This is a genomic window from Haemophilus haemolyticus, from assembly GCF_001008205.1.
Lineage (GTDB): Bacteria > Pseudomonadota > Gammaproteobacteria > Enterobacterales > Pasteurellaceae > Haemophilus > Haemophilus haemolyticus_Q.
Genome location: NZ_LCTK01000020.1, coordinates 1 through 24,475, shown reverse-complemented (window position 1 = coordinate 24,475; position 24,475 = coordinate 1). Strand labels below are relative to the sequence as shown.

24 protein-coding genes are annotated in these 24,475 nt (G+C 38.6%); 10 read left to right on the top strand and 14 right to left on the bottom strand.

Annotated features, from left to right (window positions below; all coding sequences use genetic code 11):
* Positions 1-44 precede the first annotated feature (44 nt).
* Positions 45-1,514 carry a murein DD-endopeptidase MepM gene (mepM, locus tag AAX18_RS04430; RefSeq protein ID WP_046953102.1) on the bottom strand — a complete coding sequence of 490 codons (1,470 nt, stop codon included), beginning with the start codon at positions 1,512-1,514 and terminating at the stop codon, positions 45-47.
* 177 nt (positions 1,515-1,691) lie between these two features.
* Between mepM and znuC the strand changes: the two genes are divergently transcribed.
* The 6 genes from znuC (at position 1,692) to AAX18_RS04400 (ending at position 7,251) form a co-directional block, all read left to right on the top strand.
* Positions 1,692-2,498 (top strand): zinc ABC transporter ATP-binding protein ZnuC, encoded by an 807-nt coding sequence (gene znuC, locus AAX18_RS04425; protein ID WP_046953101.1) that lies wholly within the window; start codon positions 1,692-1,694, stop codon positions 2,496-2,498.
* Positions 2,498-3,283 carry a zinc ABC transporter permease subunit ZnuB gene (gene znuB, locus AAX18_RS04420; protein WP_046953100.1) on the top strand — a complete coding sequence of 262 codons (786 nt, stop codon included), beginning with the start codon at positions 2,498-2,500 and terminating at the stop codon, positions 3,281-3,283. The genes znuC and znuB overlap by 1 nt, the downstream gene beginning before the upstream one ends.
* 88 nt (positions 3,284-3,371) lie before the next feature.
* Positions 3,372-4,319 (top strand): acetyl-CoA carboxylase carboxyl transferase subunit alpha, encoded by a 948-nt coding sequence (gene accA / locus AAX18_RS04415; protein WP_005639260.1) that lies wholly within the window; start codon positions 3,372-3,374, stop codon positions 4,317-4,319.
* Positions 4,320-4,392: 73 nt separating this feature from the next.
* A complete protein-coding gene (gene pdxY / locus AAX18_RS04410; RefSeq protein WP_046953099.1) occupies positions 4,393-5,259 on the top strand; it encodes a pyridoxal kinase in 867 nt (288 codons plus the stop codon).
* On the top strand, positions 5,259-6,545 hold the full coding sequence (tilS, locus tag AAX18_RS04405) for a tRNA lysidine(34) synthetase TilS (protein ID WP_046953098.1): 1,287 nt from the start codon (positions 5,259-5,261) through the stop codon (positions 6,543-6,545). The genes pdxY and tilS overlap by 1 nt, the downstream gene beginning before the upstream one ends.
* An 88-nt stretch (positions 6,546-6,633) precedes the next feature.
* Complete coding sequence (locus AAX18_RS04400; protein WP_046953097.1) at positions 6,634-7,251, top strand: MarC family protein; 618 nt, start codon at positions 6,634-6,636, stop codon at positions 7,249-7,251.
* Positions 7,252-7,269: 18 nt separating this feature from the next.
* Here the strand turns inward: AAX18_RS04400 and mutH are convergent, their stop codons facing one another.
* The 3 genes from mutH to AAX18_RS04385 all read right to left on the bottom strand — a co-directional run bounded on the left by mutH (position 7,270) and on the right by AAX18_RS04385 (position 9,930).
* Positions 7,270-7,941, bottom strand: a complete 672-nt coding sequence (mutH, locus tag AAX18_RS04395) for a DNA mismatch repair endonuclease MutH (protein ID WP_046953096.1) — start codon at positions 7,939-7,941, stop codon at positions 7,270-7,272.
* Positions 7,938-8,477, bottom strand: a complete 540-nt coding sequence (locus AAX18_RS04390) for a methylated-DNA--[protein]-cysteine S-methyltransferase (RefSeq protein WP_046953095.1) — start codon at positions 8,475-8,477, stop codon at positions 7,938-7,940. The genes mutH and AAX18_RS04390 overlap by 4 nt, the downstream gene beginning before the upstream one ends.
* A gap of 76 nt (positions 8,478-8,553) precedes the next feature.
* Positions 8,554-9,930 carry an outer membrane protein transport protein gene (locus AAX18_RS04385; protein ID WP_046953094.1) on the bottom strand — a complete coding sequence of 459 codons (1,377 nt, stop codon included), beginning with the start codon at positions 9,928-9,930 and terminating at the stop codon, positions 8,554-8,556.
* A 207-nt stretch (positions 9,931-10,137) separates the two neighbouring features.
* On the opposite strand from AAX18_RS04385, the gene AAX18_RS04380 reads away from it, so the two are divergent.
* Positions 10,138-10,425 carry a YfcZ/YiiS family protein gene (locus AAX18_RS04380; RefSeq protein ID WP_046953093.1) on the top strand — a complete coding sequence of 96 codons (288 nt, stop codon included), beginning with the start codon at positions 10,138-10,140 and terminating at the stop codon, positions 10,423-10,425.
* Positions 10,426-10,563: 138 nt separating this feature from the next.
* A complete protein-coding gene (gene purM / locus AAX18_RS04375; protein ID WP_046953092.1) occupies positions 10,564-11,601 on the top strand; it encodes a phosphoribosylformylglycinamidine cyclo-ligase in 1,038 nt (345 codons plus the stop codon).
* A 91-nt stretch (positions 11,602-11,692) separates the two neighbouring features.
* Here purM and cpdA read toward each other — a convergent pair whose 3' ends face one another.
* The 5 genes from cpdA to AAX18_RS04350 form a co-directional block, all read right to left on the bottom strand.
* On the bottom strand, positions 11,693-12,517 hold the full coding sequence (gene cpdA, locus AAX18_RS04370) for a 3',5'-cyclic-AMP phosphodiesterase (protein WP_046953091.1): 825 nt from the start codon (positions 12,515-12,517) through the stop codon (positions 11,693-11,695).
* A gap of 9 nt (positions 12,518-12,526) precedes the next feature.
* On the bottom strand, positions 12,527-13,159 hold the full coding sequence (nudF, locus tag AAX18_RS04365) for an ADP-ribose diphosphatase (RefSeq protein WP_046953090.1): 633 nt from the start codon (positions 13,157-13,159) through the stop codon (positions 12,527-12,529).
* Positions 13,160-13,356: 197 nt separating this feature from the next.
* Positions 13,357-14,676: an exodeoxyribonuclease VII large subunit gene (gene xseA / locus AAX18_RS04360; RefSeq protein WP_046953089.1), complete on the bottom strand. Its 1,320-nt coding sequence runs from the start codon at positions 14,674-14,676 to the stop codon at positions 13,357-13,359.
* 1 nt (position 14,677) lies between these two features.
* Entirely contained in the window at positions 14,678-15,892 is a 1,215-nt protein-coding gene (locus tag AAX18_RS04355) for a ribosomal protein uL16 3-hydroxylase (RefSeq protein WP_046953088.1), read from the bottom strand.
* A gap of 2 nt (positions 15,893-15,894) precedes the next feature.
* Positions 15,895-16,203 carry an RnfH family protein gene (locus AAX18_RS04350; protein WP_046953087.1) on the bottom strand — a complete coding sequence of 103 codons (309 nt, stop codon included), beginning with the start codon at positions 16,201-16,203 and terminating at the stop codon, positions 15,895-15,897.
* A gap of 176 nt (positions 16,204-16,379) precedes the next feature.
* Between AAX18_RS04350 and pth the strand changes: the two genes are divergently transcribed.
* Together pth and ychF are read left to right on the top strand one after the other, a co-directional pair.
* Positions 16,380-16,964 (top strand): aminoacyl-tRNA hydrolase, encoded by a 585-nt coding sequence (gene pth, locus AAX18_RS04345; protein ID WP_046953086.1) that lies wholly within the window; start codon positions 16,380-16,382, stop codon positions 16,962-16,964.
* Between the two features lie 47 nt (positions 16,965-17,011).
* Entirely contained in the window at positions 17,012-18,103 is a 1,092-nt protein-coding gene (gene ychF / locus AAX18_RS04340) for a redox-regulated ATPase YchF (RefSeq protein ID WP_046953085.1), read from the top strand.
* Positions 18,104-18,153: 50 nt separating this feature from the next.
* On the opposite strand, the gene rnd is transcribed toward ychF, so the two are convergent.
* Genes rnd through AAX18_RS04315 form a run of 5 tightly spaced genes read right to left on the bottom strand, consistent with a single transcriptional unit; the run spans position 18,154 to position 24,304 of the window.
* Positions 18,154-19,296, bottom strand: coding sequence for a ribonuclease D (gene rnd / locus AAX18_RS04335; RefSeq protein ID WP_046953084.1), 1,143 nt, complete (start codon positions 19,294-19,296; stop codon positions 18,154-18,156).
* A 55-nt stretch (positions 19,297-19,351) separates the two neighbouring features.
* Positions 19,352-21,040 carry a long-chain-fatty-acid--CoA ligase FadD gene (gene fadD, locus AAX18_RS04330; protein ID WP_046953083.1) on the bottom strand — a complete coding sequence of 563 codons (1,689 nt, stop codon included), beginning with the start codon at positions 21,038-21,040 and terminating at the stop codon, positions 19,352-19,354.
* A gap of 42 nt (positions 21,041-21,082) precedes the next feature.
* Entirely contained in the window at positions 21,083-21,634 is a 552-nt protein-coding gene (locus AAX18_RS04325) for a Slp family lipoprotein (RefSeq protein WP_046953082.1), read from the bottom strand.
* Positions 21,635-21,658: 24 nt separating this feature from the next.
* Complete coding sequence (gene tsaB / locus AAX18_RS04320; RefSeq protein WP_046953081.1) at positions 21,659-22,369, bottom strand: tRNA (adenosine(37)-N6)-threonylcarbamoyltransferase complex dimerization subunit type 1 TsaB; 711 nt, start codon at positions 22,367-22,369, stop codon at positions 21,659-21,661.
* Between the two features lie 12 nt (positions 22,370-22,381).
* Positions 22,382-24,304 (bottom strand): ATP-dependent DNA helicase, encoded by a 1,923-nt coding sequence (locus AAX18_RS04315; protein WP_046953080.1) that lies wholly within the window; start codon positions 24,302-24,304, stop codon positions 22,382-22,384.
* Between the last annotated feature and the right edge of the window lie 171 nt (positions 24,305-24,475).

Genomic DNA, 24,475 nt, shown 5'->3' with positions numbered 1-24,475 from the left:
TTAGGGAATAAAAATGCGGTCGTATTTGACCGCACTTTATATGACTATAATTTTAACATTCGCTCCGCTTCACGTGCACGAACAAGGAATTGTTTACGTTCGGCAGTTCCCATTCCACTACTTGTGCCAGGTAATTTAACCGTCAACGGATTGACTGCCCGTCCATTAATATGGAATTCATAGTGTAAATGTGGCCCTGTTGAAATTCCGGTATTACCAGAAAGCGCAATTCGCTCACCTTTTTTAATTGCTTGTCCTGCGCGTACAAGAGGTTTACTTAAATGCATATAAACAGTCTCGTACTCACGACCATGACGCATAACAATATAACGTCCAGCGCCACCAGCCTGATATGCGACTTTTTCAACTACGCCATCTGCTGGAGCGATAATCGGTGTACCTTGAGAAACAGAGAAATCCACACCTTTATGCGGTCGTACGCGCCCAGTTACTGGATGACGACGATTTGGATTAAATGGTGAAGAAACGCGTGCTTGTCGTTGCAATGGATAACGAGCAAAACCTTTACCTAAGGTTTCCCCTTGTTGGCTGTAGTAACGACCATTAGCAGCCTGAACCGCATAATAACTCTTACCTTCAGATGAAATATGTAATGCTTCAACATTACCTTGACCAGTGAGTTTATCGCCTAAATATTCACGAGAAACTAAAATTGCAAATTTAGTCCCCTTTTTCAATTTCTGAATACTCACTTGCCATTGAAGTGCGGTGGTTAATTGGTTGATTTGACGATTATCCAATCCCTGAGCTTTTAAGCTAGCCGCAAACGTCCCGTTAATTTCACCTTTTAATACTTCTTTTCGCCAAACACTTGTCTTTTCAACAACTTGACGTTTAAACTTACCGCCTTCAACTCGTTCATAAATGCGTTCTTCTTTTTCAGATACAAGCCAATTTAAATATTCTAGTTCATCATTTTTATCTAAAATCCAATAGAACTGTTGACCCGCTTTCAAATTTGCCAGCTCACCGTCCACTGCAATTAAACGCTGTGCGGTATCATCTTCCAAACCAGAAAGTTCCAATACGTCTTTTAAGCTATCTCCACGTGTCACCGTATGGCTAAATTGATCGGTAATACGAATTGCTTGATCGGCAGCATCTAATAAGCCACTTAATGCATCTTGTGCATTTTGCGGCAAATTATCCAGTTCATCTGTTGAAGGCTTCACTTCATCAACTTCATCATCTTTAGCCTGTAATTCATCATCATAAGATGTAGCATCTTCATCATTAAGATGCTCTGTTGTTTGATGCTCGACTGAAGTGTGTGCTGTTTTTTCTTCTTGTTTATTTGAGGTATTTAATGATTGATATTCAACATTATCCACCACAGCTGGAATGACTTGTTCCGGTAAATCATGATGTTCTGAATTATCTTTTAGAGTGAGTAGAATCCCAGAGAAAATCAGTAAAATAGCAATAAAAAACACACCCTCTTTAATACGAGAGCGTTTTTTTCTTCTATCTCTAGCTAATTTTACGTGTTGCACAAGGATTCCTAAAATAAAAAAGTTTTCAGCATTCAGACTACATATTATAAAGAAAATTCATTTCTACGAGAAAAGCATTATTCAAACGCTTAAATATTAAACATCAGGTAGAAAGTCTTGAGAATTCTATAAAAATGCGTTATTTTCCCCAACCATTGTTGAAAACACGGCGATTTTATGAATATCACAGCCATTCGCAACGAGCAAAACCCACAACCGCTCATTCAATTAAAAAATATCAATGTGGTTTTCGCACAAAAAACTGCACTACAAAATATTAATTTAAATATTTATCCGAATTCTATTATCACTATTGTTGGACCAAATGGTGGTGGCAAATCAACGTTATTAAAAACCTTATTAAAACTACAAACGCCCACTTCTGGCGAAATCATTTACAGTAAAAATGTTCGCATTGGCTATGTTCCACAGAAAATCCATTTGGATCATAGTTTACCTATTACGGTTGAGCGATTTCTTTCGCTAAAAAAAGGTCTTAAAACACAAGAAATATCCACCGCACTTGAGCAACTTTCAATTTCACATTTACGCAAAAGTAATATGCAAAAACTTTCTGGTGGTGAAATGCAACGCGTATTATTGGCGCGTGCAATTTTAAATAAACCCAATTTACTTGTGCTAGACGAACCCACCCAAGGCGTAGACATTACTGGGCAAGCAGAGCTTTATCAGCTCATTCATCAAACCCAACAAAAATTAAACTGTGCCGTATTGATGGTATCACACGATTTACACATTGTGATGGCAGATAGTAAAGAAGTATTGTGTATTAACCAACATATTTGCTGTGCAGGTACGCCCGATGTTCTCTCAAATGATCCAACATTTATGCGTTTATGGGGAAATCAGCTCGCACAAAATGTCGGCTTTTATACTCATCATCATAATCATCACCACACTTTACACGGTGATGTATGTGGTTGTAATTCACCAGCAGTACATTGCCAAAATAAGGATAAATAATGCTTGAGATTTTATTTCCCGCACTTTTAACAGGCATTTTGCTTTCACTTATTACCGCGCCACTTGGCGTATTTGTGGTGTGGCGGAAAATGGCTTATTTTGGCGACACACTTTCTCATTCTGCCTTGCTAGGTGTAGCATTAGGTATTTTCTTACAAATCAATCCTTACATTGCAATTGTCGTGCTTACCTTAATTCTTGCTATCGCAATGGTGTGGTTAGAAAGCAACACGCAATTTTCTATTGATACCTTACTTGGCATTATTGCCCATAGCTGTTTATCCCTCGGGGTGGTGACAGTGGGATTATTACAAAATGTACGCGTAGATTTGGTGAGTTACTTATTTGGGGATTTGCTCGCAATTAATTATACCGATTTAATTTATATTGGGATTGGCGTGATAATTGTGCTTTCAACATTAATTTACTTTTGGCAATCCTTACTTTCCACCACCGTATCGCCAGAACTCGCGCAAGTTGAAGGCATTAATATCAAAAAAATGCGTTTTATTTTGATGATATTAACAGCGTTAACTATTGCCTTGAGCATGAAATTTGTCGGGGCATTAATTATCACATCCTTATTAATAATTCCTGCTGCAACCGCTCGTCGTTTTGCGAGAACGCCAGAATCGATGGTGGGCTGGGCGATTGTAGTCAGTATGTTATCGATTATAGCTGGGCTAATATTATCAGCCTTTTATGATACCGCTGCGGGGCCTTCCGTTGTCATTTGTTCAGCGTTTTTATTTGTCTTCTCACTCTTCAAAAAAGAGCGATTATAAGCTTGCCCAACCAGTGAAAACCATTTGCGCCACACTTTAATTCTTGATAAAGTGCGGTCAATTTTTACGGTCTTTTTAGGATAAGAAAATGAGTCAAGAATATTTAGATTTTGAATTGCCGATTGCAGAATTAGAAGCAAAAATTGAAGCATTACGTGCAGCATCGGATGATAAAGTTGATTTAACTGATGAAATCAAACGCTTACAAAAGAAAAGTAACGAACTCACTAAAAAAACCTTTGCCAACCTCGATGCTTGGCAAGTTTCACGTATGGCGCGTCATCCAAACCGCCCTTATACATTAGATTATATCGAACATATTTTTACTGAATTTGAAGAACTTGCAGGCGATCGCGCATTTGCTAATGATAAAGCGATCGTGGGCGGTCTTGCACGTTTAGATGGTCGCCCCGTGATGGTGATTGGTCATCAAAAAGGTCGTTCCGTAAAAGAAAAAGTACAACGTAATTTTGGTATGCCAGCACCTGAAGGGTATCGTAAAGCGTTACGTTTAATGGAAATGGCTGAACGCTTTAAATTGCCAATTATCACATTTATTGATACCCCGGGAGCTTATCCAGGTATTGGCGCAGAAGAGCGCGGTCAAGCGGAAGCTATCGCTCGCAACTTACGCGAAATGGCGCAACTTACCGTTCCCGTTATTTGTACCGTTATCGGTGAAGGCGGTTCTGGCGGTGCATTAGCTATTGGCGTGGGCGATAAAGTAAATATGTTACAGTATTCGACCTATTCTGTTATTTCTCCAGAAGGCTGTGCTTCTATTCTTTGGAAAAGTGCAGAAAAAGCATCAACAGCAGCAGAAGTAATGGGATTAACCGCAAGCCGTTTAAAAGAATTAAATCTCATCGATAGCATTGTGCAAGAACCTTTGGGCGGCGCACATCGCAATTATGCAAAAATGGCTGAAAACTTAAAACTTCGTTTAAAAGAAGATTTAGCAGAGCTCGATGGACTAAGCAAAGAAGAATTATTAAATAGACGCTATGAACGTTTAATGTCTTACGGTTATTGCTAACTAACATTCTAAAAGAGCGGTGATTTTTGCCGCTCTTTTTTGATCTAAATATAACAACAAAGGAGCAAACACAATGAAAAACGTACTTTCGATCCAATCCCACGTGGTCTATGGTTTTGCGGGTAACAAATCCGCGACTTTTCCAATGCAGTTATTAGGCGTCGATGTATGGGCATTAAATACCGTTCAATTTTCTAATCACACCCAATATGGAAAATGGACAGGCATGGTCATTCCGCAAGAACAAATCCGAGAAATTGTGACCGGAGTCGATAACATTGAAAAACTACAAGAATGTGACGCCTTGTTATCTGGTTATTTAGGTTCTGCGGAACAAGTCGATCAAATTCTTTTTGCCTTAGAACAAATCAAACTGCGTAATCCCAATGCGCTTTATTTATGTGACCCAGTGATGCCACATCCGAAAAAAATCTGCGTAGTTGCCAATGGTGTTCGCGAAGCACTTATTGAAAAAGCTATCCCAGTGGCGGATATCATGACGCCAAACTTGCATGAATTACGCCAACTAACCGAATTCCCAATTAATACCTTTGATGATGTGTTAAAAGCGGTGAATGCATTAATTGCAAAAGGCGTGAAGAAAGTCCTCGTAAAACATTTGGGCAGTGCGGGTAAAATTAACGATCCTGATACCTTTGAAATCATTATGGCGACACCTGAAGGTATATGGCATTTAAGCCGTCCGCTTTATAAATTTAACTTTGAACCTGTTGGTGTGGGTGATTTAATTGCAGGGACTTTCTTGGCACATTACTTAAACTGCGGCAACGATGTTGAAGCTTTTGAAAAAATGAATAATGCTGTTGCAGGCGTAATGAAAACTACCTTTGATTTGAAATCTTACGAACTCCAACCTATTGCTGCACGTTTTGAGATCTTAAATCCAAGCACAAACTACAAAGCTGTTAAAGTTGCCTAATGGATCTTTTTTCATTATTCCAAACTCAAATCCCAACCACCGCCAATAAGCTTCTCATTGCTTTTAGCGGTGGTTTGGATTCAACTGCACTACTTTCTTTAGTTAAAAAACTCCGCGAAAAACGACCGCACTTAAGTCTGCGAGCCATCCATATCCATCACGGATTAAGCCCGAATGCGGATGCTTGGACAGCTCATTGCCAACAACTCTGTGAGCAATTTGCCATTCCACTTATTATTGAAAAAGTCAAAGTGGAAATGCACGATGGCATTGAAGCTGGGGCAAGAGAAGCGCGTTATCAGGCGATTTTAAAACATATTCAGCCAGATGAATATCTGGTCACTGCACATCATTTAAATGATCAAACTGAAACCTTTTTCCTCACATTAAAACGAGGCACGGGATTACAAGGTTTAGGTGCCATGCAAAAAGAAAGCCAATTGTTCGGGATGTCTATTCTACGCCCGCTTCTTTCTTTCACCCGTAATGAATTAGAAGATTACATTCAGCAAGAAAATCTGTCTTGGGTCGAAGACGAAAGTAATCAAGATAATTATTACGATCGCAATTTTTTACGCAACCAAATTTTGCCTGAAATACGCCAACGCTGGGGGCATTTTGATCATGCAGTTCAGCGTGCCGCACAACATTGTTTTGAGCAACAACAACTAATTAATGAATTATTACAACCTTGCTTTGAGCAGCATCTTCTAGAGGATCAAAAACAGTTTTCACTCGTAAACTTTCTAGAATATTCATCGCAAAAACAAACCGCACTTTTGCGAATGTGGTTGGCTAAAAATCAGATTGCCATGCCTACGCAGGTTCAATTAGCACATATTATTGATGATGTAATTAAAGCCAAAGCAGATGCAACCCCCCAATTTCAACTCGGAGAACATATTATTCGCCGATATCAACAACGTCTCTATTTAACAGAGAAATTCGTTGATTTGTCGCAAACTTGTATTGATATGCCATTAAATCAACAGATTACCTTGCCTGATAATCTTGGAACAATTTATGCAGCCCACAACGCGAAAGGCATTTTAGTCAATTGGAACGAAAAACAGGTTCAACTTGCCGATACACAAGAACCGATTCAAATACGATTTGCTTATACTGGCAAAGTGAAACGACAGCATAATCGCCCTGCCGAAACCATGAAAAAAATCTGGCAAGAGCTCGGTGTTCCGCCTTGGCAACGAAACCGCATTCCACTCATTTTTTATGATAGAACCTTACAAAGTGCGGTGGGGTTTTTTCGTGTTTTTCATGAAAAATGAAGGTATAAAAATTCATTTAAAAATGATCCCAGTTTCATAAACTAATCTGATAAAATGCTATCATTTACAATCTTAATCGGAAAAGTCTATGTTTGATTCTCTTATCGTACAATTTGTGGTACTTTGGGCAGTTATCGATCCTATCGGTTCTGTGCCTGTTTATCTTTCGAAAACGATTGTTTTTTCATTAGAAGAGCGCCGTAAAATTGCGCGTCATGCCATTGTGATTTCAGCTGGCATTTTGCTTTTCTTCTTAATTGGTGGACAAGTTCTTTTTGAAGCGATGCAAGTGCCACTTCCCGCATTCCAAATTGCTGGTGGTTTAGTGCTTTTCTTATTTGCCTTAACTATGATTTTTGGTGAAAGTAAGCCTGAACAAGAAATTAAAATAAAAGCAAACATTACTGAAATTGCTGTTTATCCCCTCGCAGTACCTTCTATTGCCTCGCCAGGTGCAATGATGGCAATCGTACTTTTAACTGATAATCATCGTTTTAATCTTACCGAGCAAATCATCACTGCTGGCATTATGCTAATCGTGCTGCTCATTACCTACTTCTTGCTCCTTGCGGCAAATCGCATTCAACATATTATTGGAAACTCTGGAGCTGCAATCATTAGTCGTGTGATGGGATTAATATTGGCAACAGTGGCCGTAAATAATATATTAGTCGGATTAAAAGATTTCTTCATACAAGTTGCGTAAAATAAAATGGGGGATTATTCACCCATTTTTATTATCTAGAAACGCCTTCAAAATACCTGCAGTAAACTCTTTACGTAAATAAAAGCCCAAAGGCAAGGTTTCTATAATTTCGCCATTTTTTCCTATGCCTTTTGTCACAGCACGGCTATTTGCCCCCTTAGGACGAAGTTGCATCACTTCCCCAATTCGAGCGGTAATTTGATCCAATTTGCCAAGTACAATTAAATCCATCAATTCTTCCCAATCTTGTTTTAATTGACGTTCTTGCTCAGCGGTTGGCTTCCATAAAATTGGCGCGCCGATATGGCGTTCACGCAATGGAATATGGCGACTGCCTTCAATAGGCATCCAAAGTACACAAGAAAGTTTATGACGAACGTGGGAATTTTCCCATTTAACCCCTGAATTTTGTACCAATGGGGCAAGGCTCACAAAGGTCGTTTCAAGAGGATAACCCTCAGCATTAATCGGCAATGTTTTAAGCTCAACACCTAAATGAGAAAAGTCCTGTTCAGCTTTACTCCCTGCCGTTGCGCCTAAAGCACGCTCTAATAACATGCCCACCCAGCCTTTATCACGTTTTAAATCAGGCGGGACAGGAATATGCAGTTCATCAGCTAACTCCCCAAAAGTTAAGCCTGCAATTGATTGCGCTTGGGAAAGTAATTGTTCAAGGGTTTGTGGAATCATTCGTGATATTTCTTAAAAAAGCGAGGCTTAGTATTTTCAGTGCCTTTATCAATATAGGGAATTTTCTCTAACTGCAATAAAAAACGTTTTGCCTCTAAACCACCACCAAAACCAGTTAAAGTCCGATCTTTGCCTAAAATACGATGGCAAGGAATAATAATACTAATCGGATTACTGCCTACCGCACCGCCCACGGCACGAACAGCTTTAGGATTATTAATCCGTAACGCCAGCTCTCCATAACTTGAAAGCTCGCCATAATCAATTTTTCGCAAGGCTTGCCAAATGGCTTGTTGAAACGCGGTGCCTTCTGGCTTTAAAGGAATATCTGCAAAGCGCTCAACTTCTCCATTAAAATATCGTTCAAAAGCCAACCGCACTTTTTGAAAAATAGGCAATTCATCTTGCTTGAGCCATTTGGGATTAGGTTCATATTGCTCTTTTTCAAAATCAATATGTGTAATACTTTCACCATCAGATAAAATCAAAAGCCTCCCGACGGGTGAAGGATAATAAGTGTAATAAAGTGCGGTCATTTTTCGCCTTGTTTTATAAAAAGAAAAGCACACTTCGTGCGGAAGTGTGCTTTATTATGCTAAATTTTTTAATGGATTAGAAACTATAATTTAAATTCAAACCGTAAAGATTTGCACTAGCTTTAGATGTATAGTTTCCAGTAACTACTATTGCTCCATTTCGAATAACTTGCTCTTCTTTGAAATGAACTTTTTTACCTTTCAAATAAGCATAGCCTAAATCAACTGAAAGATTAGGGGTAAATTTATATGTAGCACCCACACTATACCAAGTACGATCTGTATCAGGAATTGCCGCACTAGCATGTTCAGTTGCTGCAGCTTGATCATAAGCAATACCTGCGCGTAAAGTTAATTTGTCATCTACGTTATAAGTTCCACCCAATGCAACACGCGAACTATTTCTGTAGTACATTTTCTTATGAAATGCTTCTACGCCATCAGCATGATACGTTGCATATAAGTTTTTCAAACGACTCCAGTGAGAATATTTATAACTATAGTGCATAGCAAATTTCTCGGTTAATTGGTGGAATCCTGAAAACTCTAAGTAATCAGGCAAATTAAGCTTTAAACCACCTTCTTGCCCAATACGCTGAGCTTGTAAACTAGTTGCTGTATGATCTGTAAAATCAATATCTACTTTAGAATGGTAAGCTAAACCAATTCGATGATTTTCATTAAATTGATACATTACACCAGCATTCCAAGCAAAAGCCCAAGCCGCTTTGTCTTGTAGTTGAGTTAGAATAGTATCTTTTTGAACTCTACTTAATGAAGCCAATAATGGACCAGCTGTAGGAGGTAATTGTATAGCTCCTGCGCGTACAGCATTACCAACATATTGAGCTGCATCAGCCAGAGCACCAGCTCTACGCTCAATTTTTGCTTGAGCATAAATCGCATTCAAGCCTAAACCAGCACTAAATCCCTCAGTAACACGATAAGAACCACTTAGGTTTAAATTTAACGCAGTTAGATCTGTTGTTCCACCAAATACACCGCCGTTGTATTTGTTATCATACTCGCTTTTCAAACCAAAATTCACATTCATGCCTGCACCAACCGCCACTTTGTCATTAACAGGTGCCACAAAATACATATTTGGTACAAGAGAGCCTGGAACTACATTTTTTTGATGAAGATTAGTTGAAGCACTTGGTAAACGAGCACTCACATTTCTACCTAACGCAGTAATATCAGTATTACCACTCATGTGAATTTTAGAATCCACATAAACGCCACCCACAGAGAATTGATTAGTTTTGAATAAACTCATTAATGCAGGGTTAGTTGCAACTACTGCAGCATTATCAGCAATTGCTGCTTCACCGGCATAAGCACGACCAAGACCTGATGTAGAAACTTCTGCTAATTGGAATGCGGCTGCATTTGCCCCACTAGCTGCTAATAACATCGCAGTTGCTAATACAGATTGATTAAATTTTTTCATTTGGAAACCTTTGTTATAAATAAAAATCTGGGCGATTCTAAAACCCGAATCTATTGAGTGCAAATTCATTTCCTTGTTTTTATTAGAGTTCCGACCAGTTAGCGGGAACTTTTTGCATTTAGTGGGCTATTTTGTTCAATTTTTGTCATTTATGGAGAAAAAGAAAAATGATAAAATGCACCAAAATATTCATATAAGGAAAAGAAAATGACCGTAAAATGCAAAGCTGAAGAATCCTTAACTTGTAGCTGTGTTGATGTAGGCACTATTATTGATGGCTCTGACTGCACTGTAGAAGTACATCAAGTTTATAACACAGAAGCTGATGCCAATGCAGCGCTTGAACGATTAACGAAGAAAGCACGCAATACAGAAAGCGAGCCTTGCGAAATTAAAAGCGAAATCGTGACGGTTGAAAACGGTGTTCAATTAAATGCCTCTTTCACTTTTAGTTGCCAAGCAGAAGCGATGATTTTTGAACTCGCGAATCGTTAAAAACAATATCAAACTCGACCGCACTTTTTCTAAAGTGCGGTCTTTTTTTATCTTAAAATTTAAATCGCAAACGTTTGCTTAAGCTGTTAAAATAAATTGCAATTTATTTTTCAATACTTATCGATATAGGAAAACACTGTGAGCAAACAATCATTAAGCTATAAAGATGCCGGCGTTGACATTAATGCTGGCAATGCATTGGTTGAACGGATTAAACCAGAAGTAAAACGTACTACTCGTGCGGAAGTGATCGGGGGATTAGGTGGATTTGGCGCCTTATGTGCGATACCAAGCAAATATAAAGAACCTATTTTAGTATCGGGCACCGATGGAGTTGGCACTAAATTACGCTTAGCCATTGATTTAAAAAAACATGACACCATTGGCATTGATTTGGTCGCTATGTGTGTCAATGATTTAGTCGTTCAAGGTGCTGAACCACTATTTTTCTTAGATTATTATGCAACAGGAAAACTAGATGTTGATGTAGCTGCTGACGTTGTAAAAGGGATTGCTGATGGTTGTGTGCAATCGGGTTGTGCATTAGTAGGTGGTGAAACAGCAGAAATGCCAGGCATGTATCATGCGGGCGATTATGATTTAGCAGGATTCTGTGTAGGCGTTGTAGAGAAATCTGAAATTATTGATGGTAGCCGTGTAAAAAATGGCGATGCATTAATTGCCTTAGGTTCCAGTGGCCCACATTCAAACGGTTATTCTTTAGTTCGTAAAGTAATTGATGTCGCGGGCGTTAATCCTGCAACAGAACTACTTGATAATAAACCATTAAGTGAACATGTACTTGCGCCAACAAAAATCTATGTTAAATCCGTATTAGCACTTATTAAGCAAGCCGATGTACATGCGATTGCGCATTTAACAGGCGGCGGGTTCTGGGAAAACATTCCGCGCGTATTGCCTAAAAACACCAAAGCAGTAATTGATGAAAAAAGCTGGAAATGGCCTTCCGTGTTTAATTGGTTACAAGAAAAAGGCAATATCGACACATATGAAATGTACCGAACCTTCAATTGTGGTGTGGGCATGGTAATTGCACTTCCTCAAGAGCAAGTCGAGACCGCATTAGCGATCTTAAAACAAGCGGGGGAAAATGCATGGTTAATCGGGCGTATTGAACATACTGAAGACGATGCAGAACAAGTTGTGATTGCGTAATAAAATCATAAAAAAATGGTACACATTTACTGATGCATACCATTTCTAACTGGAAAAAAGTGCGGTGAATGTTCACCGCACTTTAGTTTGGTTAATACCCTTCTTCTTGCATATTCGGCAAAAATTCCGCTTGCTGAATGCGCTTTACTTCCGTACGAATTGAACCATCTGAATGTAGCTCAATTTCACGCCAACCGGGCTGTAACGTATCAAGAGAAAAATACTGGCAATCAGGTTTAAATTGAATACAAGTTGCTGGCGTTGCCATCACTTGATAACCATTCCATTCACTGTTTACTTCTTGATGAATATGCCCATATAAAATAGCTTTCACATTGGTAAAAGGCGCAAGCACTTCTGCCAATTCGTGAGAATTACGAAGGTTATGTTGATCAAGCCATGCAGAATTAGTTGGTAATAAATGATGGTGTAATACAACCAACGTATAACGTTCAGGATTTTTTTCTAAGGTTTCTTTTAATAAATCGAGTTGATGCTGGCTTAGTTGTCCATGTGGTACACCATAAACTTGGCTATCTAACAATAAAGCTTGCCAATGTTCGCCTAATAGAAGATGTTTTGCCCCATCCATTGGCGACTGATTTAAGAATTCCGCCATTTTAGGCTGAAAATCGTGATTTCCCGGAATCCAAAACACAGGTTTATCGAAAGGTTTCATCATTTCTACAAAACGAGTGTAACCTTCATCACTACTATCCTGCACAAGATCGCCTGTAGCAAGAATAACATCAAACTCATGATTTTCTTGCTGAATTTCCTTTAATACTTGAGCAAAACTTGCTTGTGTATTTACCCCCAATAATTCCGCACTTTCATCTTTAAATAAATGGGGATCCGTAATTTGTAATAACTTAATAACAGGCTTCTCCGCCTGATAAACAAACGTATTTTTCATTAATGCCCCCTAACTACATTTCCAACTTTGTTGTAACTGAGCATAATTTAATTGAAGCCACTGCAATCCAATCACTGCAATGCCATTATCAATTTTCCCCTCGCACATCCATTGATACGCCTGTTCACGTTTTACTACGTGTACTCGAATGTCTTCATTTTCTTCAGCCAAACCGTGGATACCTTTTGCTTGTGAACTATCAACCTCACCAGCAAATAAATGAATTCGCTCCAGCGTTCCACCTGGGCTATCCCACACACTTAAGCAATGCGTTAAATTTTTTACTTGAATTCCCGCTTCTTCTTCACTCTCACGCAAAGCAACCTCTTCTGGCTTTTCACCTTTTTCCACCATGCCTGCAATTAATTCAAGTAACCAAGGCGAACGATGAGATTCTGAATGATAAGCCGCGCCAATACGAACTTGTTCAACTAGAATCACCGAATCTTCTTTTGGATCATAAGCGATGACGGCAGAGGCAGAGCCTTTAATAAGTAATTCACGCGTTACTACACCGCTTTCACCGCCAGCAAAAAGCTTATGTTTAAATTGAATTCGTTTGAGTGTGAAAAAACCTTCATATAAAGTTTGTTCACCCAATATTTCTATATCTTGTTGGCTAAAGTGTTGAATTTCTGACATCTTTTTCTCCAAAACTGCGCGCAAAATCATACGCTTAAAAGACTACAAAAAAAATAGAAGGTTTCCACTTTTTGTTGAAAGTTTGAAGTGAGTCACAAAAAAATAAAATGCCATGATTATTTATTCAACAATCACAGCATTCTTTTTTAGAAGTAAGCGAAACAGTATTTCACTCCATTTTTATGAAATAGGCATTCCTACAAAACTTTACTCACAATTTTTCCATCAGCCACTTGAGTTGTAATGAAGTCCCCTTGCTTTACATCTTTCACGCTAACAATGGCTTTACCTTGCGGGTTCTCTGCAATGGAATAACCTCTTGCCAATACCTTCAACGGGCTTAAAGCATCCAATTTTCCACATAACGTTGCCAGTTTATTTTGACGCTCCGTCACTTGGCGATTTACGCAAAAATTTAACTGCACTTGTAACTGCTCTAAGCATTGTTGGTGACGTTGCACTCGATATGGCAATGGATTTTGTTTCAAACGAGAAGAAAGTGCGGTGAATTTTTGTTGTGTATTTTCAAACTGACGCCACATAGCAAGTTGCAAGCGATGCGTAAGCTGTTCATTTTTCGCTTGTTGAGCTCGTAACTGATTCTGTGGATGTTGATTGTGTAATCGTAAGGTTAGCTGTTTCAAACGCTGGCTTTTTCGCGTAAATAAACGATCAAATGCCATATCTAAACGTTGCTGTTGATGGCGAAGTTGTTGCAATAATTCATCTTGATTACGACTAACTAACTCAGCCGCAGCAGAAGGGGTCGGTGCACGAAGATCTGCAACAAAATCGGCAATCGTCACATCTGTTTCATGCCCCACCGCACTGATAATGGGTAAGGTTGAACGAAAAATCGCTCGCGCCACTTCTTCTTCATTAAAACACCAAAGATCTTCTAATGAACCTCCACCACGCCCCACAATTAATACATCAACTTCTTGTCGCAGATTGGCAAGTTCAATCATTTGCACAATTTCTGCGGTCGCCTCTTTGCCTTGAACCGCAGTGGGATAAATAACAACTTTTAAACTTGGATCACGACGAGCCAAAATATGCAAAATATCTTGCAATGCCGCACCTGTAGAAGAAGTAATAATCCCAACTGCTTTACTAAAGTGCGGTAGATTTTTCTTAAGATTTTGAGCAAATAATCCTTCCGCAGCCAACTTCATTTTTAACGCTTCAAATTGCTGTTGCAACAAGCCCTCGCCAGCTGGGTGCATAGAATCAATAATAAGCTGATAATCACCACGAGGCTCATATAAACTCACATTAGCACGCACAAGCACTTGCATCCCATTTTGCGGACGAAAAGCAACACGCAAATTTTTCATGCGAAACATTGCACAACGCACCTGTGCATTTTCATCTTTCAGCGTTAAATACCAATGCCCAGATACGGGTTGCGTAAAATTGGAAATTTCACCCGTTAGCCAAATTTGGGAAAAATTGCCCTCAAGCATCTGACGCGCGGCAGAATTCAGTTGAGAGACGGAATAAATATTGTCGGACATATTATTCAATTAACGCCCAACCATCATCGACCCAGTTACAAATTGAATCCAACAACAAATCCATCGAAGTTTCAGGATCTTCGGTTTCATTCACTAAATTAGATAGAAATACCCAATCCAAACTTTCACCATCAGATAAACGTTTCAATACTTCGGTCTCAATCACATTAAGTTCATCTAGCCATTCACCGTTCGCATAAATACGCAACGGATTTTCAGTGTAAAGCAATTTACAATTGTTGTCTTGAGAAAGGAATGCTCCATCCTCTTCTAAAATTGACCGCACTTCATCAGGATCACACATTTCATCAGAGACTAATAACTCGTAACGACGAGAACTCACCGCACTTGCTACGGCTTGCTTAAACAACGCATCAAAAGCTTCTGAATGAGCCAATTTATCCAATAAAAGCTGTTTCATCGCTTGAATATTTTCATCCGCAAGTTTACCTGTACGTTGTTCAGACTGACTTAAACGTAGCGGCAAATCAAACTCGCTTAAATTCAAATCAGGATCTTGATGACAAAAACCTTTGCTTATCCCATCAATCAAATTGCTTAAATTTGGATAACGCAAGCCAAAAGAAAAGGTTAAACAATCATCTTCAGCTACCCCATAATGTGCCATACGCGCTGGAATATATAGGATGTCGCCCGGATTCATTACTTCATCAATCACTAATTCGCCCATATCGTCAAAAATTCGGATTGGCTGATTTGGTTTAAATTCGGTACTTGGATCACACCATTTTCCTAACTGCCAACGACGATGACCATATCCTTGCACCAAGAATACATCATACTCATCATAATGCTTACCAACAGAGCCACCTTTCGGCGCGTAAGACACCATAATATCGTCTCGTTGCCATTGAGGAATAAAGCCAAATTTATTCCAAAGTTGTCCTAATTCAGGCGACCATTGCTCCAAATTTTGAACTAACACCGACCATTTTTCTGGCAATTTTTGAAAATCCTTCTCGCTTAAAGGGCTAAAAAAAACTTTCCAATCATCATCAGAAAATGTCTTTACTAAACGAGCGGTGACATCTTCATTTTGAGCGAGCTCAATAATATCTTGTGGCTCAAACTGCCCAACGATTTCAGGCAAACCATTACGAATCACTAGTGGCTTTTTCTGCCAATAATCGCGTAGAAAAATTTCTGGTGTGATATGTTCAGGTAAACAAAAATCAGCAGATGAAAGTGCGGTCATTTTTAAGCTCCTTTTTCTTTGTCTTTGGCTGCAGCTTGCTCTGCTGCACGTTTACGGCGAATTTCTTTCGGATCAGCAAGTAATGGACGATAAATTTCAATACGATCGCCCTCTTTTAACACATCAATCAATTTTGTTGGACGACTGAAAATCCCAATTTTATTTGTGCTCAAATCAATCTCTGGAAATTGGCTTAAAATCCCTGATTGCGTAATCGCCGTTTGCACGGTGATTCCTTCATCAACTTGAAAAGATTTCAAATAATAACGTTCTGGCAAGGCGTAGGCAATTTCAATGTTAATCTGATTCATTTTTACTTCTTTGTTAAAAATTTTAACCATTATAACGGAAAAGTGCGGTGACTTTTAATGATAAATCACGAGCAATAAATTCCTTCAATTATAGCCGCTTGTTTTAGCATTATAGATTGAGAATTTAAGGCTTTTTCGCTACAATACGCCACTATTTTTTACATCATCAAATAAAAATGTCAGAAATAAAACTTATTGTTGGTTTAGGCAATCCTGGCGATAAATATACAGATACACGCCACAATGCAGGCGAATGGCTTATTGAACGCTTGGCGCGTCGTTTTAACGTTTCGCTAAATCCAGAAAGTAAATTCTTCGGAAAAACTGCCCGCACTTTAGTGAATGGAAAAGAAGTTCGCCTTTTAGTACCGACAACTTTTATGAATTTAAGCGGTAAAGCGGTTGGGACATTGACAAGTTTTTACCGTATTAAACCTGAAGAAATTTTAGTGATTCATGATGAATTAGATTTACCGCCAGGCACGGCAAAACTCAAACAAGGCGGCGGGCACGGCGGACATAACGGCTTAAAAGATATTGTGGCTCAATTAGGCAATAACAATAATTTCTACCGTTTACGCATTGGCATTGGGCATCCTGGCCATCGTGATTTAGTGGCGGGTTACGTATTAAATAAACCATCACCATCAGATCGTGATGCACTTGAAAAAGTGCTAGATGAAGCAACTGATTGTGTAGAAATGATTTTCAAAGATGGCATGGTCAAAGCGACCAACCGTTTAAACAGTTTCAAAATTTAAAAGTGCGGTTAGTTTTACAACCGTTTTACTCAAAATAAGGAAAAATTATGGGATTCAAATGTGGTATTGTGGGATTGCCAAATGTCGGCAAATCTACTCTTTTTAACGCGCTCACTAAAGCTGGTATTGAAGCCGCAAACTATCCATTCTGTACTATCGAACCAAATACGGGTGTCGTACCAATGCCAGATCCGCGTTTAGATGCATTGGCAGAAATCGTTAAACCTGAACGTGTATTACCTACCACGATGGAATTCGTGGACATCGCAGGCTTAGTTGCGGGAGCAAGTAAAGGTGAAGGCTTAGGTAACAAATTCCTCGCTAATATTCGTGAAACAGATGCGATCGGCCACGTTGTTCGTTGCTTTGAAAATGACGATATCGTGCACGTTGCGGGGAAAATTGACCCACAAGATGACATTGATACCATCAATACCGAATTAGCCTTAGCAGACTTAGACAGCTGTGAACGCGCGATCCAACGTTTACAAAAACGTGCAAAAGGTGGCGACAAAGAGGCTAAATTTGAACTTTCCGTTATGGAAAAAATCCTCCCTGTGCTTGAAAATGCAGGAATGATTCGCTCTGTTGGGTTAGATAAAGAAGAATTGCAAGCAATCAAGAGTTACAACTTCTTAACTTTAAAACCAACAATGTACATCGCAAACGTAAATGAAGATGGCTTTGAAAATAACCCATATTTAGATCGCGTTCGTGAAATTGCCGCAAAAGAAGGTGCAGTGGTTGTTCCAGTATGTGCGGTGATTGAATCTGAAATTGCGGAACTTGATGATGAAGAGAAAGTCGAGTTTTTACAAGATTTAGGCATTGAAGAACCTGGATTGAACCGCGTAATTCGTGCGGGTTACGCACTTTTAAATCTTCAAACTTATTTCACAGCTGGCGTAAAAGAAGTACGAGCGTGGACAGTTTCAGTCGGCGCAACCGCACCAAAAGCAGCAGCTGTAATCCACACCGACTTTGAAAAAGGCTTTATCCGAGCAGAAGTTATCGCTTATGAAGACTTTATCCAATTCAACGGTGAAAACGGTGCAAAAGAAGCGGGTAAATGGCGTTTAGAAGGTAAAGATTATATCGTACAAGATGGCGATGTAATGCACTTCCGATTCAATGTATAAAAATATACAAAAAAATAACCGCACTTTTTAAGTGCGGTTATTTGTTACGTTCACCTGATGAGATCAACTAAATTTTCACCAATAGGTTTGCGCCATCCAATCAGCAACTCTGGTAGTTTGTCTTGAGAACAATCATATTTCCAACCCCATTTAATCAATTCTTCCAAAGTGCGTTTACTTGCAACGATTTCAGGGGTTAAACCTTCTGGTGTTAAGCTATTCACTTTTTCTTGTAATAATCGAATTGTTTTTTTATAACGAGGATCTTCAGAAATACGTTCAATAGGTTTTGGATAGTCATTAGAAGAAACACGCCTTGCTTGAGCAAGTAATTGCAAAATCTTTTTACCACGTACACGCACTTCATTTTCAGTTAATCCCATTTCTAACATTTCAGATGTATTACGTGGATTATTCTTTGCCACTTTCCAAAGATTATCTGATTTCACAATATAAGACAGCGCTAAATCACGCTCTATTGCCACGTTTTGTCGCCACTGCGCCAAAATTCTTAAACGAGACAATTCTAATGGATTTAATTTCCAAGCATTTGGAATATCTAAATAAGCTTTTTCTGAATCTCGTTCTTGTAATTTATGCGTTTTAGAAAGAGCAAGTTCGCAATCATCTCTTACTGCTTGTTCCCAAGATGTTTTCGATAACTCTTTTTCAAGAATATGATAAAGCGGCAACAAATACCAAACATCACCTGCAGCATATTGAAGTTGAATATCAGAAAGGGGGCGCTTAATCCAATTGGTGCGAGTTGCGCCTTTATCGATTTCTACATTTAAGTATTGTTGTGCTAATTTTGCCAATCCTGCTGATGTGCCAAGTCCAAGAAAGCGCGCCATAATTTGCGTATCAATCATTGGGCGTGGAAGCTGATCAAATTCTTGTAAGAAAACCAATAAATCTTCACTACAAGAATGTAAGATTTTTAATACCTTAGGATTGGCTAACAATGCAACAAAAGGCGAAAAATCAGTAATCGCTAAAGGATCAATTAAAGAGACGCGCTCGCCATCATAAAGCTGGATTAATCCCAACTTAGGAAAATAAGTGGAAACACGCATAAATTCTGTATCTAGGGCAATCGCACTTTGCTGCTGAGCCAAATTGCAAATTTCCAATAGCGAAGTATTATCCGTAATAACCGTAAAGTGCGGTGGATTTTGACATTCTTTTATCATAGTGATTTTTTATTTAAAAAGAACAAAAATGGGATATTGCTATCCCATTTTGACATTAATGTTTTGAACGTTTTGCGATCTCTTCATCGCGTAGAACCCGACGTAAAATCTTTCCAACATTAGTTTTTGGCAGTTCGTCTCGAAACTCAATTTCTTTTGGTACTTTATAGCCTGTGAGATATTGGCGACAATGGTTTCGAAGTTCATCTCGGGTTAAAGTATCATCCTTTTTCACCACAAATACTTTAATCGTCTCACCAGAAACTTCATGAGGAACACCAATTGCCACAGCCTCCGCGACTTTGTAATTAAGCATAACGACATCTTCAATTTCATTTGGATAGACATTAAAGCCAGAAACCAAAATCATATCTTTTTTACGATCCACAATGCGTAAGCTATATGATTCATCCATAATCACAATATCACCAGTTGCCATCCAACCATCTTTTAAAACTTCACTCGTTGCTTCTGGTCGTTGCCAATAACCTCGCATTACTTGGTCACCTTTCACCCATAATTCACCAGGTTCGCCAACTTTTGCATCTGAACCATCATCTTTAATGATTTTTATATCAGTATTTGGCACTGGTACACCAATAGTGCCATTATGTTTCACAACATTAATCGGACAAGCTGCGATTAATGGTGAACATTCTGTCATTCCATAACCTTCAATGATGTTACAGCCCGTCAATTCGTGCCAACGTGTTGCTACAGACTGTTGAATAGCCATACCGCCACCTACAGAAAGTTTTAAAGCTGAAAAATCAACTTCTTTGAAATTTTCATTATTTAACAACGCATTAAATAAAGTATTTACACCAGTGATAGCTTCAAAACGGTATTTTTTCAACTCTTTCACAAATCCTTCAATATCTCTCGGATTGGTGATTAAGATCGCCGTTACACCTAACTCTAAAAATAATAAACAGTTCACCGTTAAGGCAAATACGTGATAAAGAGGCAAGGCTAAAATGGCAGAACGAGTGCGAGAATGATCACCAATAAATGGTTCTGCAATCCATTTTGCTTGGAAGACATTGGTTATAATATTTCCGTGCGTCAGCATTGCACCTTTCGCTACACCTGTTGTGCCACCGGTATATTGTAAAAAGGCTAAATCCTCGCGTTCCATTTCAGGGCGAACATATTGTCGATATTTACCAATACTCAATACTTCACGGAATGTTACTGCGTGCGGTAATTTATATTTCGGCACGAGTTTTTTCACATATTTCACGACAAAATTGACTAAAGTACGCTTACCAAATGAAAGTTGATCGCCCATTCGGGTAAGAATAACGTGTTTAACATTGGTATTGAAAACGACTTTTTCCAAGGTAGAAGCAAAATTTGATACCACGACAATCGCTACCGCACCACTATCTTGCAACTGGTGCTCTAATTCTCTCGGTGTATAAAGAGGATTCACATTTACTGCAATTAAGCCCGCACGCAAAATACCAAAAAGTGCGATAGGATATTGCAATAAATTTGGCATCATTAATGCTACACGATCACCACGTTGAAGTTTAAATTCATTTTGCAAATACGCGGCAAATGCACGACTGCGCTCTTCTAATTTACGAAAAGTAAGTACTTGCCCCATATTAATGTAAGCGGGGCGATCTGGATGTTCGCGCACTGCTTTGTCAAACATATCCAAAATAGATTCATATTTTGAGGTATCCAGAAATTTTTCAGAACCTTCTGGATAATTTTGAAACCAAATTTTTTCCATTTTTTATCCTAATTTGTTGGAAAATCTTTAAGATTTTATCATTTAATTCAAATAATAGCGAATTTCAGGCTGCACATACCAAGGGCGATGTCTCCATCTAAAAAATCCCCAATCATCATCTTCATCCCAATCATCTGTTGGATAATCATAGGTGGTACTAAGTGTCCAAATACGGTATTTATCAGGTTGAATAACAGGATAAGTATAATCAGCCTGTTCTATCTTGCCTTTCTCTGTTCCAGCTAATAGCCCGCCCACAGTAATATAACGTTCTTTTAAATTTTCAGGATCCACAAAGCCGTTGAAATACACAATAAAACGGCCATCTGATTGAAATTCAACAAATGGTTTACCTGAAATTGATGATACCGGTAAACTTAACACTTCAATTTTTGTTTGACTTGGTAAAACAGTCGCCTGAACAATTTTCCCTCCAAGTCGAACAGTTTTACAATGACAAGTTAAATCTTTAGGTGAAATATCGCGATAGGAATTAATAGAGAACCGCTCTTCTTCTAATCCTTTCGGCGGTACCATACAGCCTGTCAATCCCAAGCAAAGTGCGGTAAAAAATAAGGTGATTTTTCCTTTCATTTTCTATCCTCCAGTTATTTAAACTTATTTACGTCCTGGTAATTTTTTCCAAGTAACCTCGTTTCGCAAATAAATCGGTTCAATCTCTAAAGCTGAAATTGTGCGTTTTTGCAAGTATTCTACTCGTGCAAGCTCCAGCATATATAATGCATTAGGCAACGCTATATCTGAGCTCGTTAGATTTTTTTCAGTAAATTGAGAATACGCTGCCCAACCAGTCCCGACTCTAAATGCATTATCATTTTGAAGCTGTTTAATCGCTTGTTCTGGGGAACAAACTTGTTCAGTTATGATTTCTCGCCATTGAAAAAATTCCCCGACATCAGACCGCACTTTTTCTCTCACTAATTGAGAAAAATAAACTTCGTTCATTCTCGCATCAATCGCTGCAACGACATTTTCTGCTTGATGTAATTCAAATGCCGCCTGTGCCATTGCGGTTAAATTTGAAATAGGAATGACAGGCAAATCCGCACCAAACGCTAAACCTTGTGCAATCCCAGCACCAACACGAACGCCAGTAAAACTCCCCGGACCACGCCCAAAGGCAAGGGCATCAACTTGATTTAAACCTATCCCGGAATTTGCCAAAATTTCATCGATCATAGGTAAAATTCGTTTGGTGTGAGTGCGTTGAGCAAGTTCATTAATATGTGTTTTCTCACCACGATACAATAAAGCGACAGAACAAGCTTCCGTTGAAGTATCTAGCGCCAGTAAAGTTAAATTTTGCATTATTATTCTCGTTTATTTATTTTGTAAGAATTGTATCACTTTGTTGAGATCACGGGTACGACTTGAGTTAGGTAAACTTTTCAAAAAAGTTTCGCCATAATTGCGCATTACTAATCGATTATCACAAATAATCACAACGCCACGATCTGTAACATCGCGAATTAAACGTCCAACGCCTTGTTTCAACGTAATCACCGCTTCAGGAATTTGAATGTCATTGAATGGATCGCCACCTTGCAAACGACAATCCTCAATACGGGCTTTTAACAAAGGCTCATCTGGCGCAGTAAAAGGAAGCTTATCAATAATGACTAAAGAAAGTGCATCGCCGCGCACATCTACACCTTCCCAAAAGCTAGATGTTGCCACCAAAACGCTATGCGTTTCTTTTATAAATTGCTCTAGTAATTTTCCTTTTGAGGTTTCGCCTTGTAATAAAATAGAAAGGTTACTTTTTTCACGGAAGTATTCTGCTAAACCGCGCATCATTGAATAAGAGGTACACAGAACAAAACAACGCCCCTTATTTGCTTCAATCACAGGCAATAACATTTCTCCTAGTGAACTTAATGTATTAGCCTGATTCGTATTCGGCAAATATCGAGGCACACAAAGCAAAGATTGTTCAGAATAATTAAAGGGACTAGGTAAAATTTTTTGTGTAGCATCTTCAATGCCTAAACGTTGGCAGAAATGATTAAAGGTTCCACCTACTTCTAATGTCGCGGATGTGAATATCCAAGCGGCTTCTTTAGCTTCGAGCTGAGCACCAAACTTATCGGCCACCGTTAATGGCGTAATATGTAAACCAAATTGGCGACCATTTCCTTCATACCAATAACAATAACCCACAATATTTGTTTCAGATAAACGCTTGAGCTGAATTTTAATGGATTCAACACGCTCAAAAATACTATCCAAAGTTTGGGAGCGACCAAGCGCTAATTTAATTACCTCAGCTAAGAAATCTATTTTCTCCTGTAATAATTCAAAGGATTTTTTCACCGCATTTTGCGTGTAAAGCTCACGCCAATTTCCTCGAACATTACTCCCATTACCCAATAATAAACGAAAATCTTGCACAACCTTCAGTAAGGTATCAGATGTTGTGCCAAGCTGTTGCATATCTTTGAGCTCTGTATGATAGACAATATTAATGTCCTTACATAAATCAAAAAGCTGGCGTGATGTTAAAGATTGACCAAAATATTGACTAGCAATATCTGGCAGCTGATGAGCTTCGTCAAAAATAATTACTTCTGCATTTGGAATAAGTTCTCCAAAACCACTTTCTTTCACAGCCATATCAGCAAAAAATAAATGATGATTAACCACAACCAAATCAGCATTTAATGCTTTTTTACGCGCACTTGCTACATAACATTCTGAATAATTAGGGCAATCTGTACCTAAACAGCTTTCCGCTGTACTCGTCAGTTGAGGAATAATAGGGCTATCTTCTGCAAGCTCAATACATTCTGTAAAATCACCTGTTTTAGTACTGTTATTCCATTTACGTACTTTGCTTAATTCAGCTAAAACGGACTTATCTCCAAGCACACCTTGAGCAATAACTTGATCTAAACGTTCTAAACAAAGATAGTTTGCCCGACCTTTTAGCAACGCAATTTTTCCCGTGAAATTAAGGGCTTTTTTAATAGCAGGCAGATCTCGATTAAAAAGCTGATCTTGAAGATTTTTAGATCCTGTAGAAATAATTGTTTTTTTACCAAATAGTAGAGCTGGAGCCAGATATGCGAAGGTCTTTCCTGTACCCGTTCCAGCTTCAATGATAAGGGAAGATTTATTTTGGATTGACTCGCCAACAGCATGCGCCATTTCAATCTGCTCAGCTCGAGGTCTAAAACCTTTGATACTCTGACTTAATTCGCCATTAACAGAGAAAATATTAGAAATGCGATCTTGATAATTCATTAAATTAGAAAAACATAAATTTTTATTAGTTTAACAAACTTATAAAAAATCGTATATGGAGATAGCAGTTTTATTAAAACTAAAATTAGACTCTTATTTCTTTAAGATCATGAATAGATTATAAAAAACAAAAACCCCGTATCTTTCGACATGGGGTTCTTCTGTTTTTAC

Bases quoted from the DNA above. Each gene is read 5' to 3' on its own strand.
- znuC (WP_046953101.1), top strand. From the start codon at position 1,692: ATGAATATCACAGCCATTCGCAACGAGCAAAACCCACAACCGCTCATT.
- znuB (WP_046953100.1), top strand. From the start codon at position 2,498: ATGCTTGAGATTTTATTTCCCGCACTTTTAACAGGCATTTTGCTTTCA.
- accA (WP_005639260.1), top strand. From the start codon at position 3,372: ATGAGTCAAGAATATTTAGATTTTGAATTGCCGATTGCAGAATTAGAA.
- pdxY (WP_046953099.1), top strand. From the start codon at position 4,393: ATGAAAAACGTACTTTCGATCCAATCCCACGTGGTCTATGGTTTTGCG.
- tilS (WP_046953098.1), top strand. From the start codon at position 5,259: ATGGATCTTTTTTCATTATTCCAAACTCAAATCCCAACCACCGCCAAT.
- AAX18_RS04400 (WP_046953097.1), top strand. From the start codon at position 6,634: ATGTTTGATTCTCTTATCGTACAATTTGTGGTACTTTGGGCAGTTATC.
- mutH (WP_046953096.1), bottom strand. From the start codon at position 7,941: ATGATTCCACAAACCCTTGAACAATTACTTTCCCAAGCGCAATCAATT.
- AAX18_RS04390 (WP_046953095.1), bottom strand. From the start codon at position 8,477: ATGACCGCACTTTATTACACTTATTATCCTTCACCCGTCGGGAGGCTT.
- AAX18_RS04385 (WP_046953094.1), bottom strand. From the start codon at position 9,930: ATGAAAAAATTTAATCAATCTGTATTAGCAACTGCGATGTTATTAGCA.
- AAX18_RS04380 (WP_046953093.1), top strand. From the start codon at position 10,138: ATGACCGTAAAATGCAAAGCTGAAGAATCCTTAACTTGTAGCTGTGTT.
- cpdA (WP_046953091.1), bottom strand. From the start codon at position 12,517: ATGAAAAATACGTTTGTTTATCAGGCGGAGAAGCCTGTTATTAAGTTA.
- nudF (WP_046953090.1), bottom strand. From the start codon at position 13,159: ATGTCAGAAATTCAACACTTTAGCCAACAAGATATAGAAATATTGGGT.
- xseA (WP_046953089.1), bottom strand. From the start codon at position 14,676: ATGTCCGACAATATTTATTCCGTCTCTCAACTGAATTCTGCCGCGCGT.
- AAX18_RS04355 (WP_046953088.1), bottom strand. From the start codon at position 15,892: ATGACCGCACTTTCATCTGCTGATTTTTGTTTACCTGAACATATCACA.
- AAX18_RS04350 (WP_046953087.1), bottom strand. From the start codon at position 16,203: ATGAATCAGATTAACATTGAAATTGCCTACGCCTTGCCAGAACGTTAT.
- pth (WP_046953086.1), top strand. From the start codon at position 16,380: ATGTCAGAAATAAAACTTATTGTTGGTTTAGGCAATCCTGGCGATAAA.
- ychF (WP_046953085.1), top strand. From the start codon at position 17,012: ATGGGATTCAAATGTGGTATTGTGGGATTGCCAAATGTCGGCAAATCT.
- rnd (WP_046953084.1), bottom strand. From the start codon at position 19,296: ATGATAAAAGAATGTCAAAATCCACCGCACTTTACGGTTATTACGGAT.
- fadD (WP_046953083.1), bottom strand. From the start codon at position 21,040: ATGGAAAAAATTTGGTTTCAAAATTATCCAGAAGGTTCTGAAAAATTT.
- AAX18_RS04325 (WP_046953082.1), bottom strand. From the start codon at position 21,634: ATGAAAGGAAAAATCACCTTATTTTTTACCGCACTTTGCTTGGGATTG.
- tsaB (WP_046953081.1), bottom strand. From the start codon at position 22,369: ATGCAAAATTTAACTTTACTGGCGCTAGATACTTCAACGGAAGCTTGT.
- AAX18_RS04315 (WP_046953080.1), bottom strand. From the start codon at position 24,304: ATGAATTATCAAGATCGCATTTCTAATATTTTCTCTGTTAATGGCGAA.